At 73.3% G+C, this 16,373-nt stretch carries 16 protein-coding genes; 10 read left to right on the top strand and 6 right to left on the bottom strand.

Annotation, left to right across the window (positions count from 1 at the left end; genetic code table 11):
* The first annotated feature begins 8 nt into the window (after positions 1 to 8).
* Positions 9 to 551, top strand: coding sequence for a cell wall hydrolase (locus IEY78_RS02350; RefSeq protein ID WP_189095825.1), 543 nt, complete (start codon positions 9 to 11; stop codon positions 549 to 551).
* Between the two features lie 3 nt (positions 552 to 554).
* Here IEY78_RS02350 and IEY78_RS02345 read toward each other — a convergent pair whose 3' ends face one another.
* A complete protein-coding gene (locus tag IEY78_RS02345; RefSeq protein ID WP_189095824.1) occupies positions 555 to 1,919 on the bottom strand; it encodes a hypothetical protein in 1,365 nt (454 codons plus the stop codon).
* A gap of 203 nt (positions 1,920 to 2,122) precedes the next feature.
* Between IEY78_RS02345 and IEY78_RS02340 the strand changes: the two genes are divergently transcribed.
* Positions 2,123 to 2,665 carry a Ser-Thr-rich GPI-anchored membrane family protein gene (locus tag IEY78_RS02340; RefSeq protein WP_229699655.1) on the top strand — a complete coding sequence of 181 codons (543 nt, stop codon included), beginning with the start codon at positions 2,123 to 2,125 and terminating at the stop codon, positions 2,663 to 2,665.
* A 27-nt stretch (positions 2,666 to 2,692) separates the two neighbouring features.
* On the opposite strand, the gene IEY78_RS02335 is transcribed toward IEY78_RS02340, so the two are convergent.
* The 4 genes from IEY78_RS02335 to IEY78_RS02320 all read right to left on the bottom strand — a co-directional run bounded on the left by IEY78_RS02335 (position 2,693) and on the right by IEY78_RS02320 (position 7,382).
* Positions 2,693 to 3,850, bottom strand: coding sequence for an acyl-CoA dehydrogenase family protein (locus tag IEY78_RS02335; protein ID WP_189095823.1), 1,158 nt, complete (start codon positions 3,848 to 3,850; stop codon positions 2,693 to 2,695).
* Entirely contained in the window at positions 3,847 to 5,094 is a 1,248-nt protein-coding gene (locus IEY78_RS02330) for an acyl-CoA dehydrogenase family protein (RefSeq protein WP_189095822.1), read from the bottom strand. Before IEY78_RS02330 ends, IEY78_RS02335 begins: the two co-directional genes overlap by 4 nt.
* Complete coding sequence (locus IEY78_RS02325; RefSeq protein WP_189095821.1) at positions 5,091 to 6,089, bottom strand: NADPH:quinone oxidoreductase family protein; 999 nt, start codon at positions 6,087 to 6,089, stop codon at positions 5,091 to 5,093. The genes IEY78_RS02330 and IEY78_RS02325 overlap by 4 nt, the downstream gene beginning before the upstream one ends.
* A 222-nt stretch (positions 6,090 to 6,311) precedes the next feature.
* Positions 6,312 to 7,382, bottom strand: coding sequence for a glycosyl hydrolase family 18 protein (locus IEY78_RS02320; RefSeq protein WP_189095820.1), 1,071 nt, complete (start codon positions 7,380 to 7,382; stop codon positions 6,312 to 6,314).
* 248 nt (positions 7,383 to 7,630) lie between these two features.
* Between IEY78_RS02320 and IEY78_RS02315 the strand changes: the two genes are divergently transcribed.
* Both IEY78_RS02315 and IEY78_RS02310 read left to right on the top strand, forming a co-directional pair.
* On the top strand, positions 7,631 to 9,076 hold the full coding sequence (locus tag IEY78_RS02315) for a glyceraldehyde-3-phosphate dehydrogenase (RefSeq protein WP_189095819.1): 1,446 nt from the start codon (positions 7,631 to 7,633) through the stop codon (positions 9,074 to 9,076).
* A 202-nt stretch (positions 9,077 to 9,278) separates the two neighbouring features.
* Positions 9,279 to 9,755 (top strand): SRPBCC domain-containing protein, encoded by a 477-nt coding sequence (locus tag IEY78_RS02310; protein ID WP_229699654.1) that lies wholly within the window; start codon positions 9,279 to 9,281, stop codon positions 9,753 to 9,755.
* Between the two features lie 89 nt (positions 9,756 to 9,844).
* Here the strand turns inward: IEY78_RS02310 and IEY78_RS02305 are convergent, their stop codons facing one another.
* Positions 9,845 to 10,327 carry a phosphatase domain-containing protein gene (locus tag IEY78_RS02305; protein ID WP_189095817.1) on the bottom strand — a complete coding sequence of 161 codons (483 nt, stop codon included), beginning with the start codon at positions 10,325 to 10,327 and terminating at the stop codon, positions 9,845 to 9,847.
* Between the two features lie 525 nt (positions 10,328 to 10,852).
* On the opposite strand from IEY78_RS02305, the gene IEY78_RS02300 reads away from it, so the two are divergent.
* From IEY78_RS02300 to egtD, 6 genes are all read left to right on the top strand, one after another.
* Entirely contained in the window at positions 10,853 to 11,173 is a 321-nt protein-coding gene (locus IEY78_RS02300) for a hypothetical protein (RefSeq protein ID WP_189095816.1), read from the top strand.
* Between the two features lie 82 nt (positions 11,174 to 11,255).
* Entirely contained in the window at positions 11,256 to 11,522 is a 267-nt protein-coding gene (locus IEY78_RS02295) for a hypothetical protein (protein ID WP_229699653.1), read from the top strand.
* A 424-nt stretch (positions 11,523 to 11,946) separates the two neighbouring features.
* On the top strand, positions 11,947 to 13,224 hold the full coding sequence (gene egtA / locus IEY78_RS02290; protein ID WP_189095815.1) for an ergothioneine biosynthesis glutamate--cysteine ligase EgtA: 1,278 nt from the start codon (positions 11,947 to 11,949) through the stop codon (positions 13,222 to 13,224).
* The gene (gene egtB / locus IEY78_RS02285) at positions 13,221 to 14,540 is read left to right on the top strand and encodes an ergothioneine biosynthesis protein EgtB (protein WP_189095814.1); all 1,320 of its coding nucleotides are present in this window, start codon (positions 13,221 to 13,223) and stop codon (positions 14,538 to 14,540) included. The genes egtA and egtB overlap by 4 nt, the downstream gene beginning before the upstream one ends.
* A 37-nt stretch (positions 14,541 to 14,577) precedes the next feature.
* A complete protein-coding gene (gene egtC / locus IEY78_RS02280; RefSeq protein WP_189095813.1) occupies positions 14,578 to 15,333 on the top strand; it encodes an ergothioneine biosynthesis protein EgtC in 756 nt (251 codons plus the stop codon).
* Positions 15,330 to 16,292, top strand: coding sequence for an L-histidine N(alpha)-methyltransferase (gene egtD / locus IEY78_RS02275; protein WP_189095812.1), 963 nt, complete (start codon positions 15,330 to 15,332; stop codon positions 16,290 to 16,292). The genes egtC and egtD overlap by 4 nt, the downstream gene beginning before the upstream one ends.
* Positions 16,293 to 16,373: the final 81 nt, after the last annotated feature.

Raw genomic sequence — 16,373 nt, 5'->3', positions numbered from 1 at the left:
ATGACCGGATGACCGACGAGCCCCGCCGCCAAGTCCCCGCCGCCGACGGCGCGATAGCGCTCTCCCGGCTGCCGGAGGCGCTGCGCAAGGTGACCTACTCGGGTGCCCGCCATCCGGGAGCCGGGACACCTGAATGCCCGTCACACACCCCGGAGGGGACCGCCGGTGCCGCCGGCCCGCCCGCCCCCGGCGCCTTCGCCGACCTGGCCGGCGGCGCCAACTGCCAGCGCTACGCCTATGCCGTGCTCGGCCACTTCGGGCTGCCGGTACCGCCGTTCCGCTCCGCGGAGCTCTGGGCGGACGACCGCGCGACCCGGCGGGCCGACCGTCCGCGACCGCTGGACCTGGTGCTGTTCGACGGCGGCCCGGTCGCCGGCCGGCCCCCGGGGTACGGCGCGCATGTGGGCGTCCTCTGGGGGCCCGACCAGGTGCTGCATCTGTGCCGGGAGGTGGGCCGGCCCGCCGTCTGGCGCTTCGCCGACTTCGCGGCGCGGCCGCGCTACCGGCGGTTCCTCGGCGCCAAGCGGGTGCTGCGCACGACGGGCCGCTGACCGCTAGAAGCCGCCGTCTCCCCCGCCGAAGCCGCCACCGTCGCCGAAGCCACCGCCGTCGCCGAACCCGCCCCCGTCACCGAAGCCGCCGCCGAAGCCGTTCGGGTCGAAGTCGGATCCGGAGAAGTCCCCGCCGTCGACGCCGCCGCCGAAGTCGGCCCCGTAGGCGTCCGAGGACATCATGACGTTGCCGAGCAGCGTGCCCACGAGGAGTCCGGGCAGCAGACCGCCGCCGAAGTAGCCGCCGGCCCAGGGGCCGTAGGCCGGTCCCGCGTCCCAGTAGGGGCGGTCGCCGCTCTCCGTGCGGACCGTGCGGGCCAGCGGCTCGCGGCCGTCGTCCAGGCGGCTCTTGTCGGCGGCGCAGACCGGCACGGTGCGCTGGGCGCCGCCCGCCGGTGCCCAGGTGGCATCGACGACGGACGGGCCGTGGCGTGGGTCGAAGAAGCAGGGCAGTCGGCGCTCGGGCAGCGGCTCGCCGGTCCGGCGCGCGGCGAGGGTGGCCAGCGAGAACCTGCCGTCCTCCAGGGCCTGGGTCACGGCCTGCACCTCGCCCGGGTGCCGGGCCGCGGCCATCGCGGACTTGGCGCCCTCGTACGAGTCCAGGGCGCGGGTGTAGTCCGCGCGCATCGCGTCGTCGGCGCCGGGCTCAGCGGGGTGGAAGTCGAGCCGGTCCAGCTCCTCGCCGAAGGCCGTGATGTCCTCGTCGACGACGACCCGCAGGTCCTCCAGCGCGGCCCGCTCGGCCTCGGCCCGCCGCTTGCGGCTGCGCCGGGCGAGGGCGTAGGCGCCGCCACCGCCGACGACGATCAGCACCCCGAGCCCGATCGCGGTGCCGGTGCCGAGGCCGGAGCCGCCGCTGCCGCCCCAGGAGGACGGGGCCTGCCCACCCGCCGACTGATCCGCGGAGTCGACGAAGCTGTTCAGCCGGGCGCTGACCGTCGGGTACCCCGAGCGCTTGACCGAGCCGACGAGGTTCTGGACGGAGGCGTGCGACATCACCCGCGGGTCGGCGCCGGCATTGAAGCCGTCACCGAGGGCGACGGCGTAGACGCCGCTGATGCCGACCTTGGTGCGCAGGTCCTTCAGCAGGGTCTGCGGCGGGAAGTCGGCGGTGCGCGGCAGCACGGCGACGAAGACCGGCTTGTCCGCGTCCTTGATCTTCTTGGCCAGGCTGTCGGCCTGGGCGGCGGAGAGCTGGCCCGAGGCGCGCGGATCGACGTAGACGGGGCCCTTCTTCAGGGCGGCCGCGGCGTCGTCGAGCCCCCCGGCGGCACGGGCCTGCGGTGCCATCGCCCCGGCCGCCGCCAGCAGCAGGGCCACCAGCAGCAGAACGGGTCCGGTCAGAGCACGACGAGTTGCGGTCTTCATGTGTTCGACGCTACCCGAACCGAACTTTCCCGACATCGCCGATGTAGCGGCCGGCAGCGTTCACATCGGGGGATTTTCCTGCACGGTGGCGAGCCTGTCGCGCCGGGGATGTCCATCCAGGTGATCGCTCAGCGCGTCGTTTTTGATGATCGAAGTGCCGGGGATGTACCCGCTCGCCCCTCCCCCGAGGAAACGAGGAGACGATGTGCAGGGCCACCTCGATGGCCACCAATCTGGCCGTCGCCGTCGCCACCACCGCCGTCGGATGCATGCTGGTGATCTCGCTGGCGCCGTCGCACCCCGAGGCCGTGAAGAGCCGGCCGCGGGAGGACGGTGCGGTGGCGGCGGTGTCCGGGCATGCGGGCTCGGCCGCACGGGCCGCCACCTCGGCCCTGGGCGCACCCGCCGCCGAAGCCGACGACGGGCGCTACTTCTCGCCCCCGAAGGGACGGATCGTGGTGACCGCCCCCGCGCCGGGCGTCGACTACAAGGCGAACGGCAGCACCACGGTGGCGTGGACGAACACCACGGGTGAGCAGGTGGACATCTGGCTGTGGGCAGACAACGGCAACGGCCCCGCGGAGCGGGTGTCCGTGGTGGCGCCCCGGGCCGGTGCCGGGCGCCACGGCGAGGCGCTGGTGACGCTGCCCAACGTGCCGCCGGGCCCCCGGTACTTCCTGGAGGTGGCCACCGCCGGCGACGGCGCGGTCCGCGGTGTCAGCCGGACCTTCGCCGTCACCGCGTGACCGCCGCCGGGCGGGGCCGGGCCCGCCCTACGGTGCGTCGATGCCGACCAGGGGGCCCAGGGCGTTGCGGTGCCGCCCCGGGGAGCCGAGGGCGAGTTCATCGCTCTTGGCCCGCTTGAGGAACAGATGGGCCGGGTGCTCCCAGGTCATGCCGAGGCCGCCGTGCAGCTGGACGCACTCCTCGGCGGCGCGCACCGTCACCGGCCCGCAGTACGCCTGGGCGACGGCCACCGCCACCGGGGCGTCGGGGCTGTCGGCGGCCAGCGCGTCGGCGGCGTAGCGGGCGGCGGCACGGGCCGAGGCGACCTCCAGCCAGAGCGCGGCCATCCGGTGCTTGAGCGCCTGGAACGAGCCGACGGGACGGCCGAACTGGGTGCGCCCCGCGGTGTGGCGCACGGTCTCAGCCAGGCACCACTCGGCCACGCCCAGCTGTTCCGAGGCGAGCAGCCCGGCGCCGGTGAGCAGGGCGCGCTCCACGGCGGCCCGGGCCCGGTCCCCGGTGGCCAGCAGTCGGCCGCGGGCGCCGTCGAAGGCGAGATGGCCGAGGGGGCGGGTGAGGTCGAGCGGGGTGACGGTCTCGGTGCGCACGCCCTCCGCCGCGGCCGCGACCGCGTACAGCGCCGGCCCGTCGGGGCCCTCGGCGGGGACCAGCAGCAGCTCGGCCGAGGCGGCGTCGGCAACCGAGGTGACCCGGCCGGTGAGGGTGCCGTCGGCCGCGGCCCGTACGGCGAGGTCCGGCGGGGCGCCGGGAGCGGTGGGCAGCGGGAGGGCCAGCACGCCGATGGTGCGGCCGGCGGCGAGCGCGGCGAGCGGCCCCGTGACCTCTGCGCCGTCGCCGCAGCCGAGCAGTGCGGTCACCGCGATCACGGCGCTGGTCAGATAGGGCACGGGCGCCACCGAGCGGCCCAGCTCCTCCAGGACCACGGCGGCCTCGCGGGCGCTCGCGCCGTGTCCGCCGAGCTTCTCGGGGACCAGCAGTCCCGCGGTGCCGATGTCGGTGGCCAGCGCCCGCCACAGGCCGGTGTCGTGGGCGGAGCCGGACTCCAGGCCGGCCAGCACGGTGGCCGGGGCGCAGCGGTCGGCGAGCAGCGAGCGGACGGCGGCGCGCAGCGCCTCCTCGTCCTCGGAGTACAGCAGGTCCGGGTCGGGCGCCGGGGCGCCGGGGCGCGGTGTCGCGTCGGTCATCGGGGCAGGTCCTTCCACGCGACGTCCTTGTCGGTGCGCGGCTCGGGCGGCAGCCCCAGCACGCGTTCGGCGACGATGTTGAGCAGCACTTCCGAGGTGCCTCCTTCGATGGAGTTCCCCTTGGCGCGGAGGTAGCGGTAGCCGGCCTCGCGGCCGGTGAAGTCGACGCCGTCGGGCCGGCGCATCGTCCAGTCGTCGTAGGCCAGCCCGTCCTCGGCGAGGAACTCCACCTCCCAGCCGCTGATCTGCTGGGCGAGCCGGGCGAACGCCAGCTTCATCCCGCTGCCCTCGGGGCCGGGCTGGGGCGCGGGGGCGGCTCCCGCCCGGCCGGAACCGGCTGTGGGGGACATCTGCTGACGCAGCCGTTCGCCGGTCAGCCGGGCGACCTCGGCCTCGACCCACAGGGTCAGCAGCCGCTGGTGCAGGTCGTGGGTGCGCAGTTCGGGGCGGGCGCGCCAGTCCTCGGCGGCGACGCCGATCATGCCGCCCTCGCGGGGGATGCGGGCGCCGCCGATGGCGACGCGCTCGTTCATCAGCGTGGTCTGCGCGACCTTCCAGCCCTCGCCGACCTCGCCGAGGCGGTGGGCGTCGGGGATCCGGACGCCGGTGAGGAAGACCTCGTTGAACTCGGCCTCGCCGGTGATCTGCCGCAGCGGCCGCACCTCGACGCCGGCGTCGGTCATGTCGCACACGAAGTAGCTGATGCCGCGGTGCTTGGGGACCGCCGGGTCGGTGCGGGCGATCAGGATGGCCCAGCGGGCCAGATGCGCGCTGGACGTCCAGACCTTCTGGCCGTCCACGATCCAGTCTCCCCCGGCCTCACCCGGGTGGGAGGCGTGCTGCTCGTCGCGCACCGCGCGGGTCGCCAGCGCCGCGAGGTCGGAGCCGGCGCCGGGCTCGCTGAACAGCTGGCACCACACCTCCTCGCCGGTCCACAGGGGGCGCAGCCAGCGCCGCCGCTGCTCCTCGGAGCCGAAGCGCAGGATGGTCGGCGCGGCCATGCCGAGGCCGATGCCGATCCGTCCCGGGTCGTTGTCGGGGGCGCCGGCGGCGGTGAGTTCGGCGTCCACGACGGACTGCAGGGAGCGCGGCGCGCTGAGTCCGCCGAGGCCCTCGGGGAAGTGGACCCAGGCGAGTCCGGCGTCGAAGCGGGCGCGCAGGAAGTCCAGTCGGTCGGTGCCGGCCGGCGGGTGCGCGGCGAGCAGGGCGGCGGTGCGCCGCCGCAGGTCAGCGGCGTCGGTCATCGTGCCTCCTCCGCTCCGGGGAGCACCACGAGCCGGCCGACGGATGTCCCGTCGGCGACCCGCTGGACGGCGTCGGCGGCCGCGGCGAGCGGGACCCGCCCGCCGATGAGCGGCCTGACGGTGCCCTGCGCGGCGAGCTTGGTCAGCTCCTCGTGGCAGGCGTCGATCGCGGCCGGTTCCTTGGTCTGGTACAGGCCCCAATGCAGGCCCAGGATCGCGTAGTTCTTCACCAGGGCATGGTTGAGGGCCGGGGTGGGGATGGCGCCGCCGGCGAAGCCGACGACCACGATCCGGCCCTCGAACGCGATGCACTTGACGGACTTGGCGTAGGCCTCGCCGCCCACCGGGTCGTAGACGACGTCGGCGCCGCGGCCTCCGGTGGCTTCCTTGACGGCGGCCACGAGGTCGTCGCGGCGCCGGTCGAGCACGAGGTCGCAGCCGAGCTCTTGGGCGACCCGGGCCTTCTCCGCTCCGCCCACCACGCCGATGACCCGCGCGCCGGCGGCCTTGCCGAGCTGGACGGCCGCGCTGCCGACGCCGCCCGCGGCGGCGTGCACCAGCAGCGTCTCGCCCGGCTGGAGACGGGCCCGGCGGTGCAGGGCGAACCAGCCGGTCTGGTAGCCGACGTGCAGCGCCGCGGCCTCGGCGTCGTCCAGGGCCTCGGGGGCGGGCCGGACGGTCGCGGCGTCGACGACGGCAAGTTCGGCCAGTCCCCCGTCGGGCAGCGGCGGCTGGGCGAGCACCCGCGCGCCGAGGTCACCGGCGGCGCCCTCCCCCACGGCGAGGACCTCGCCGCAGACCTCCACACCCGGGGTGAACGGCAGCGGCGGCCGCACCTGGTAGAGCCCGCGGCACAGCAGCGCGTCCGGGAAGTTGATGTTGGCGGCCCGCACCCGCAGCAGCAGCTGTCCGGGGCCCGGCTGCGGATCCGGCACCTCCTCCAGCCGCATCACTTCACGCGGCTCGCCGTTCGCGTGTACGCGCCATGCCTTCACCTGGTGCCTCCACAGACTTGGATACGCGGTGGGGCGAAGGGCACACCGACCCCCTCGCCAGTGGCATACTAAGCGGTCGGTATCCCCGAGGGAACAGTCTCCGCCACCCGGCGACGACACCGGGCGACGACACCCGGGCGACGGCACCGGACGAGGGCGGGCCGGGGGTGGGCGCCCGCCCCCTGATGCTCCCCGGCCCCCGACGCTCCCCCACCGGCACGGCTACTCGCCGCGCAGCGCCGCCCAGGTCTCCGGGTCCTCGAAGCCGAGCGCCCACAGTCCGGTGCCGCGCACCCCGTACTTCCGCAGCAGCGGCATCAGCTCCCGGACACCGCGCGCGTCCTGGTACCAGACCTCGTGGTCGTCGCCGTCCTTGCGGTAGGTGAAGTGCGGGGTGCCGGAGCGCTCGTCGAAGAGGTAGTCCGCGTCCTCCCGCTCGCGCAGCGCCTCGACCTCCTTCCAGGTCCGGTGCGCGGCATGGCCGGTGACGCCGGTGATCCAGTCCCAGCCGTAGCCCGGGAAGGCCACCTCGATCTTGTCCCGGGGGATGGTGTCGGTGGCGTAGCGCAGGAATTCGCCGTACCAGTCCCGGGCGGACAGCGGCCCGGCCTCGCCGCCCGACCAGTGCAGGTCGTAGCCCATGATCCGGACCCGGTCGGCATACCGGCCGAGCTGCTCGTAGTCGAAGGCCTTGCCGGCCCCGCGGACCCGGGCGGGCACGGTGACGACGCACTGCGCGTCGCGGGCGTGCAGCCGCGCGCACAGCTGCCGGACGAGCGCGCTGTACCCCGTGCGCACCCGCGCGCGGACCTTCTTGTCGTGGGTGAGCGCCATCGACTCGTAGTCCAGGTCGAGCCCGTCGTACGGCCTGCTGTCCATGATCCCCAGCAGGGCCTCCACATGGTCGGCGCGCCGCTGCGGATCATGCATCAGCTCGGCCATCCGCTCGGCGCCGAGGGTCTCGGTCACAGTGGGGACGACATCGATCCCGGCGTCGTGCAGCCCGTCGATGATCCCGCGCCGGCCCGCCCCTTCGTGCCCCGCGACGGCGGTGTCCGCGGAGGCCTGGTACCAGAACGGGCTGACCGTGTGCAGCTGGGAGGCGTGCCGCAGCGCGTCGCGGTAGGCGGCGTCGATGTCGCCCCAGTAGGGGAGCCAGGCCGAGCCGGTGCGGCCGCCGTCCCTCGACTCCTTGGGCACGGCGGCCGCCGGGGACCAGGGCACCAGGAGCGCCGTTACGGCCAGGAGGAGCGCAAGACCGGTGCGCAGCCGGGAGCCCGAAGCCTGTTCCATGATCCGAGCGTGACCCGGCAACGGTACTGACGCACCGTCAGATGCGCCGAACGGGGAGGTGAGCGGAGTGGCGGGCGCGATGGTGGGCCGCCCCCGGGCGCGACACGGGCGCCCTCCCACGGCCGCCCCGCCCGCACCCGCGGTGACCAGGGACCCTTTCCCGGCGGGCCCGCACGATGGCACCCCTTGAAGGAGCGAACAGGCGTCGGGTTAGCATATGAGCACCGCCTAGCTCGAAAGATAAACCTGTGACTGTCAATGACGACTCGTTCACCAACTGGAAGAACCGCGAAGAGATCGCGGAGTCGATGATCCCGATCATCGGGAAGCTGCACCGTGAGCGGGACGTCACGGTCCTGCTGCACAGCCGCTCCTTGGTGAACAAGTCGGTGGTCAGCATCCTCAAGACGCACCGCTTCGCCCGGCAGATCGCGGGCGAGGAGCTCTCGATCACCGAGACGCTGCCGTTCCTGCAGGCCCTCACCACGCTCGACCTCGGCCCGTCGCAGATCGACATCGCGATCCTCGCCGAGTCCTACCGCACCGACGACCGCGGACTGTCGGTGGAGGAATTCACCGCCGAGGCCGTCGCCGGCGCCACGGGCACCGACAAGATCGAGCGCCGCGAGCCGCGCGATGTCGTCCTCTACGGCTTCGGCCGCATCGGCCGCCTCGTCGCCCGCCTGCTCATCGAGAAGGCCGGCTCCGGCAACGGCCTGCGGCTGCGCGCCGTCGTCGTCCGCCAGGGTGGCGAGCAGGATCTGGTCAAGCGGGCCTCGCTGCTGCGCCGCGACTCGATCCACGGCCAGTTCCAGGGCACGATCACCGTCGACGAGGCGAACAGCTCGATCATCGCCAACGGCAACGAGATCAAGGTGATCTACGCGAGCGACCCGTCGGAGGTCGACTACACGGCGTACGGCATCAAGAACGCCATCCTGATCGACAACACCGGCAAGTGGCGCGACCGCGAGGGCCTCTCCAAGCACCTGCGCCCCGGCGTCGACAAGGTCGTCCTGACCGCCCCGGGCAAGGGCGACGTGCCCAACGTCGTCCACGGCGTCAACCACGACTCGATCAAGCCGGACGAGCAGATCCTGTCCTGCGCGTCCTGCACCACCAACGCGATCGTCCCGCCGCTGAAGGCGATGGCGGACGAGTACGGCGTCCTGCGCGGCCACGTGGAGACCGTCCACTCGTTCACCAACGACCAGAACCTGCTGGACAACTACCACAACTCCGACCGCCGCGGCCGCTCGGCGCCGCTGAACATGGTCATCACCGAGACCGGTGCCGCCTCGGCTGTCGCCAAGGCGCTGCCCGACCTGGACGCGAAGATCACCGGCAGCTCGATCCGCGTCCCGGTGCCGGACGTCTCGATCGCGATCCTCAACCTCCAGCTCGCGCGGGAGACCGACCGCGAGGAGGTCCTCGACTACCTCCGCAATGTGTCGCTGACCTCGCCGCTCAAGCGCCAGATCGACTTCACCAGCGCGCCCGACGCGGTCTCCAACGACTTCATCGGCTCGCGCCACGCCTCGATCGTCGACGCCGGCGCCACCAAGGTCGAGGGCGACAACGCGATCCTCTACCTCTGGTACGACAACGAGTTCGGCTACTCCTGCCAGGTCATCCGCGTCGTCCAGCACGTCTCCGGGGTGGAGTACCCGACGTACCCGGCCCCGGTCGTCTGACCTCGGCGGACCGAGACGCCCGGTGCGGGGCGGGTGGCAGTGGGGCGGCAGCCGATACCGGTTGCTCCCCCACCGCCACCCGCCCTTGCGCGTTTCACCCCCCGCGACCGATGAGTTCCGCCCCGCCGCGTCGTCCACACGGGAGAATGGCCCCTTCCGCGCCTGCGGGAGGCGAGAGACGAGGACGAGGAGCGTGCCCGCCGTGGACCAGGAGAACGTGAGCGCCACCCTGACGGTCGCCGTGCCCGAGGCCAGGGTGTTCGCCGTGCTGGCGGACCCGACGACCCATGCCGCGATCGACGGCACCGGCTGGGTGCGCGAGGCCGCCGACCGGGCCCCACTGACCGAGGTGGGGCAGGTCTTCCGGATGGACATGTACCACCGCAACCATCCCGACGGCGACTACCGGGTGGCCAACCAGGTCCACGTAATCGACCCGCCACGCGCCATCGGCTGGCGGACGGGAACGGAGAAGGACGACGGCCGCCTGCAGTTCGGCGGCTGGACCTGGCGCTACGACCTCGCCCCGCTCGGCCCCTCCGAGACCGAGGTCACGCTCACCTACGACTGGTCCGCGGTGCCCGATCCCGTCCGCGAGTACATCCAGTTCCCGCCGTTCGGCCCCGAGCACCTGCACAACTCGCTGCGCCACCTGGCCGGGCTGGTCTCCGGCGGGTGACCTGGCGGCCCACGGCAGCTGGGTGAGGCTCAACCGGCGCCGTGCGGGACTTTGAAGCCAGCCCGAACGGCAGCCCGGGCAGCCAGCCCCTAGGTGCGTCCCGCCCGTTGCTGGGCGTCGCGCAGGGTGTCGGACGGGGTGGACCAGTGGACCCGGGTCACCGGGAAGCCGGCCTTCTCGCAGGCGTCGCAGACGAGTTCGTCGTCATCGACCACGTGGCGGACCTGGCGGTCGCGGGCGATCCGGCGCAGGATCTCCAGCTTGGTGTGCCGGGCCGGGCGCCGGTCGTGGTCGGGGCGCATCCACAACCGGCCCTCGGGCAGGCCGTGTCGGGTGAGCCAGGCCAGGGTGTCGCGGCGGCAGCGCTCCGGACGGCCGGTGAGGTAGACCACCTCGCAGTCCTCGGCGTCGCGGAGCGCCAGGGCCACTCCCTCGGCGAGCGGCGGGTCCTCGGGGGCCGCGGCGAAGAAGGCCTTCCAGTCGCGCGGGGTGCCCTCCAGCAGGTGCTGCCGGTGGGTGGCGTCGGCGAGCGTGCCGTCCAGGTCAAAGACCGCCAGGGGGCGTGCCGTCATGCCGTTGCCGTCCTCTTTCGTTTCGGTTGCCTTCGTCGCGTGGTCTGCGTTCCGTGGTCCGCGTTCCGTCGCTTCGTTTCGGTCGTCTTCGCCGGATGCCTCGGCCGGGGTGGCCGCGGGTCGGACGGACCGGACGGGTCGGACGGAATCGGTTCCCCGTACGAGGGACAGCCGAGGGTACGCGAGGGCGATACGGGGCGCGATACCCGGGCCCATGAAAGGCGCGGAAGAGGGCGGGAGAGGGCAGAAGAGGGCGCGCGGGCGGGAAAACGGCGGCACAAAAGCCTCTGCGGCCACGGCAGATGACATTCGCCATTCCGGTTCTGCGCAAGAGCCCCCAACCGGCCAGGATCAACTTTCCAGCCGATTCCCTCCGTTGCCCCGCGAATGGACAGCAGCCTGGGTAGTTTTTGTGCTGTGCCCAGATACGTCCGGCCCGAAGGCGCGGCATTCGGCGATTCCGAACCCACCGCCCTGGCCGGCACGTCGAATTCGCGATGACCGGCGAAAGGAAATCGATACCGCATGACCACTGGAATCAAGGGCTGCGACAACCAGTCGAACTCGTTCGTGTCCTTCGTCAACGAGGAGCACGCCGGGGACAGCGAGTCGGTGTCCCCGCGGTCGTACAGCGACGCCTACGCGTGGATCTCGCAGCACAAGGACAAGCCGCTGAGCGTGCAGACCGGCCGGGGCCGGTGCATCATCTGGGACGACGACTGGAAGATCAAGGGGCAGTGGGACGACGGCCGGGGCGAGGTCGTCCTCGCCAAGGTCGAGCACAGCCCGCAGGACTACCGCATGACGGTCAGCACCACGGGAGACATCGCGCTGTCCGCGGTCTGATCCGCGGACGCGTCGGCGAAAGCGCACAGGAGCGAAAGCGGTAAGAGCGGAACCGGCAGCGAAAGAGGGGGATGGGATCAGCATGCCCATGGACAACTGGCGTATCACGAATGCCATGGAGAACCGGACCGGGAACTGGGTGTACTACATCTGTTCCGCCGCGGCGGCGTTCGCGAATCTCCATTTCAGCCGCCACGTCGACAACCCCGCCGACGACCATATGGCGACGAACGACGGAGCCTATTACTACTACGGCGTGACCGGGACCTTCAATCAGGCGGCACAGCAGGCCGACCAGGCGGTCCGCCAAGCGCTCGTCGACGCCTGGAACGACTACTTCACGGTATGAGCGGCCGCTTCCCGGCGGAGGGGAATCCGTCCGCTCGCCGCGGTGGCGTCACGGGGCGAGGGCCGCGCCCGTACGGCACGAGGCGGGCCGGCCGGATCCCTCCGCGGCCGCGTGAAAGCGCACGGGAAGCCACCGTCACGGCACGCCCCACCGCACACTCACTCGAACAGCCGTACGCTCCGCGCGCCCCCGTCCGCCGGCCACCCGGCCGGTCGCCGGGCCCCACGGCGGGCGGAGCGGCCGTCTGGCGCCCCGGAGGCGCCGCGGCACCCTTCGGAAGCTTCCCGGTCCGGACGGCCCGTCGGCCCGGGGAGAGCCCCTCCGCCGCCGTCCTGGCGGCGGATGCGCCCTTGAGCGCATCGCCCGCAAGAGATTAGGTGGAGGGCGGCAATCCTGCCGCCGCCCCACGAGGGAGAGGGATTCCATGCCCGCACGACCTGCTGTCACGGAAGCGGAGCTTGAGGCTCACCTGCGCGGAATATGCTTCAAGACCGGGCCGCCGAGCCGTCTCGGGGTCGAGATCGAATGGCTGGTCCACGACGCGCGCAACCCCCGATGTCCGGTCGAACCGGCCCGGCTGCGCAGCGCCGCCACGACCCTGCGCGCCCTTCCCCTGAACTCCCTGCTGACCTTCGAACCGGGTGGCCAGCTGGAGCTCAGCTCGCCCCCGGCCACCTCCCTGACCGGCTGCATCGAGGCCGTCACCGCCGACCTCGCCCTGGTCCGCCCCGCCATGCGGGCGATGGGTCTGGGCATGGCCGGCCACGGCCACAACCCCTGGCACCGCCCGCAGCGGGTGCTGACCGAGCCCCGCTACAACGCCATGGAGGCGTACTTCGACCGCTGGGGGTCGGCCGGGCGGTCCATGATGTGCGCCACCGCCTCCGTGCAGGTGTGCGTGGACGCCGGGTACGAGGAGCCCGGCCCGTTCGGGCACGGCCGGCGCTGGCTGCTGGCCCACCTGCTGGGCGCGGTGCTGGCCGCGGCGTTCGCGAATTCGCCGACCAGTGAGGGCTGCCCCACCGGCTACCGCACCACCCGCCAGGTCGTCTGGTCCCAGCTCGACCCGGCCCGTACGCTCGCCCCGCCGCAGGGGCCCGACCCGCGCGCCGCCTGGGTGCGCTACGTCATGGACGCGCCGGTGATGTGCATCCGCGCCGAGGACGGCCCCTGGGACGCGCCGGAGGGGCTCACCTTCCGGGAGTGGGCCCGCACCGGCGTCCCCCGGCCGCCCACCCAGGAGGATCTGGACTACCACGTCACCACGCTCTTCCCGCCGGTGCGCCCCCGCGGCCATCTGGAACTGCGCATGATCGACGCGCAGTCGGGCGAGGCCGGGTGGATCGTGCCGCTGGCCGTCACGGCCGCGCTGTTCGACGACCCGGAGGCCACGGAGTGCGCCTACCGCGTCGTCAAGCCCCTCGCGGAGACCGCCGGCGCGCGGCCCGCGCCGCGCAATCCGCTGTGGCGGCGCGCCGCCCGCGGGGCGCTGACCGACCCCGAGCTGCACTCCGCCGCGGTGGCCTGCTTCGCCGCCGCGCAGGAGGCCCTGCCGCGGCTCGGCGCCTCGCCCGAGGTGTGCGCGGCGGTCGCGGCGTTCACCGAGCGCTATGTGGCCCGCGGCCGCTGCCCCGCGGACGACCATCTCGACGCCCTGTACGCCGCGGAGGGCGACCTCATCGTTGGGAAGGACAGCCAGTGACCATCGACCCCGAGCTCCTTCGTGAGCGGGCTGCCTCGGCGCTGCTGGCCGCCCGCGACCGCACCCGCCTGCTGACCACCTGCGTCGAGCATCCCGATCTCGTTGCCCAGCACTCCCCGTTGATGTCCCCCCTGGTGTGGGACCTGGCGCACATAGGCAACCAGGAGGAGCAGTGGCTGCTGCGCACCGTCGGCGGCCGTGACGCGCTGCGCCCCGACATCGACTCCGTCTACGACGCCTTCGAGCACCCCCGCGCCAGCCGCCCCTCGCTGCCGCTGCTGGCGCCGGACGAGGCGCACGGCTATGTCGCCGAGGTCCGCGGGCGGGTGCTGGACATCCTTCAGAGCACCCCGCTGCACGGCGGCCCGCTGCTGGACTCGGGCTTCGCCTTCGGCATGATCGCCCAGCACGAGCAGCAGCACGACGAGACCATGCTCATCACCCACCAGCTGCGCAGCGGCCCCGCCGTGCTCACCGCGCCCGAGCCGCCGCCCGTCACGGACGAGATCATTCCGGCCGAGGTCCTGATACCCGGCGGCCCATTCACCATGGGCACCTCCACCGAGCCCTGGGCGCTGGACAACGAGCGGCCCGCGCACCCCCGGCTGGTCCCCGCCTTCCTCATCGACACCACCCCCGTCAGCAACGGCGCCTACCAGCGGTTCCTGGAGGCCGGCGGCTACGACGATCCGCGCTGGTGGACCCCCGAGGGCTGGGCGCAGGTACAGGAACACGGGCTGCGCGCCCCGATGTTCTGGAAGCGGGACGGCGGTCAATGGCTGCGCCGGCGGTTCGGGGTGACCGAGCCGGTGCCGCCGGACGAGCCGGTGCTGCACGTGAGCTGGTACGAGGCGGACGCGTATGCCCGCTGGGCGGGGCGGCGGCTGCCGTCCGAGGCCGAGTGGGAGAAGGCCGCCCGCTACGACCCGGTGTCCGGGCGGGCCAGGCGCTACCCCTGGGGCAACGAGGACCCCACACCGGCCCACGCCAACCTCGGCCAGCGGCATCTGCGGCCGGCTCCGATCGGCAGCTACCCGGACGGGCAGTCCCCGCTGGGCGTCCGGCAGCTGATCGGCGACGTGTGGGAGTGGACGTCGAGCGACTTCCTGCCCTACCCGGGGTTCGCCGCCTTCCCCTACCGGGAGTATTCCGAGGTGTTCTTCGGCGACGAGTACAAGGTGCTGCGCGGCGGGTCGTTCGCGGTCGATCCGGTCGTCTGCCGGGGCACCTTCCGCAACTGGGACCTGCCGGTGCGGCGGCAGATCTTCGCCGGCTTCCGTACCGCCCGCGACGCCGACCCGGAGGCGGGCGCATGAGGCGCACCGCCCGGCCGGCCCGGGAGGCCGATAGCTGATGTGCCGTCATTTCGCCTATCTGGGACCGGAGATACCCGTCGAGCGGCTGGTGCTGTCCCCGCCGCACAGCCTCTACCGGCAGTCGTGGGCGCCGCGCCACCAGCGGCACGGCACGGTCAACGCGGACGGCTTCGGCGTCGGCTGGTACGCGCCGGGCGACCCGGTGCCCGCCCGCTACCGGCGGGCCGGGCCGATCTGGGCCGACGAGCAGCTGCCCGATCTGGCGCGGGTGGTGCGCACCGGCGCGCTGCTCGCCGCCGTGCGGGACGCCACGGTCGCCGGTGCGGACGCCGAGGCCGCGGCCGCGCCGTTCGCCGCCGGACGCTATCTGTTCAGCCACAACGGCGCGGTGACCGGCTGGCCCGCCTCGCTCGCCCCGCTGGCCGCGGAGCTGCCCGCAGGCGAGCTGCTGAGGCTGCCGGCCCGCTGCGACGCGGCGTTCCTGTGGGCGCTGGTGCGCCACCGCCTGGAGCGCGGCGACGAGCCCGGTGAGGCGCTGGCCGCCACGGTCACGGCCGTCGCCGCCGCCGCGCCCGGATCCCGGCTCAATCTGCTGCTCACCGACGGCACCACCATCGCCGCCACCGCCTGGGGCGACACGCTCTGCCACCTGGCCGTCCCCGGGGGCGGCACGGCCGTCGCCTCCGAACCGTACGACGATTCCCCCCACTGGACGGAGGTTCCGGACCGCACCCTGCTGCGGGCCACCCGGACCGAGGTCCACCTCACCCCGCTCAAGGAGCCCGCCACGTGAGCCCCCTCAGCATCACCCGCACCCTCCCCGCCGACGCCACCGCGGCCGCGCTGCGCGCCGATGTCACGCAGGGGCTGTCCCGCAGTCCCAAGCAGCTGCCGCCCAAGTGGTTCTACGACGCCCGCGGCAGCGAGCTGTTCGAGGACATCACCAAGCTGCCGGACTACTACCCGACCCGCGCCGAGCGGGAGATCCTGCTCACCCGCGCCGACCACATCGCCGCGGCCACGCAGGCCCGCACGCTGGTCGAGCTGGGCTCCGGCTCGTCCGACAAGACCCGCCACCTGATCGGCGCGCTCGGCTCGCTGCACACCTATGTGCCCATCGACGTCAGCGAATCGGCGCTGGCCGCGGCGGGTGAGGCGCTGCTCACCGAGCACCCCGGACTGACCGTGCACGCGCTGGTCGCCGACTTCCAGCGGGGCATCGAGCTGCCCGACACCCCCGGGCCGCGGCTGCTCGCCTTCCTCGGCGGCACGCTCGGGAATCTGCTGCCGGAGGAGCGCGCGGCCTTCCTGCGCTCGGTGCACGCCATGCTGTCGCCGGGCGATGCCCTGCTGCTCGGCACGGACCTGGTCAAGGACGAGGCCACCCTGGTGGCCGCCTATGACGATCCGCAGCGGGTGACCGCCGCGTTCAACAAGAACGTCCTGGAGGTCATCAACCGCGAGCTGGGCGGCGACTTCGATCCGGCGGACTTCGACCACGTCGCCGTGTGGGACGCCGAGCAGGAGTGGATCGAGATGCGGCTGCGGGCCCGCAAGGACCTGACGGTGAAGGTCCCCGGGGTGGATCTCGCGGTGACCTTCGCCGCGGGCGAGGAGATGCGCACCGAGGTCTCGGCCAAGTTCCGCCAGGAGGGGGTGCGCGCGGAACTCGCCGCGGCCGGACTGGAGTTGGACAGCTGGTGGACGGACAGCGCGGACCGTTTCGCACTGTCCCTGGCCTTCCGCGTCTGAGCGCTTCGCCACCCGGCCGGTGTGACCAGGGGGTCCCGCCGGCCGGGTGTCATGTCCACGGTCGATGTGGTTCGATGCCCC

This window comes from Streptomyces kronopolitis (genome assembly GCF_014646275.1).
Classification (GTDB): Bacteria; Actinomycetota; Actinomycetes; order Streptomycetales; family Streptomycetaceae; genus Streptomyces; species Streptomyces kronopolitis.
This window is presented reverse-complemented; position numbering and strand designations above follow the sequence as displayed.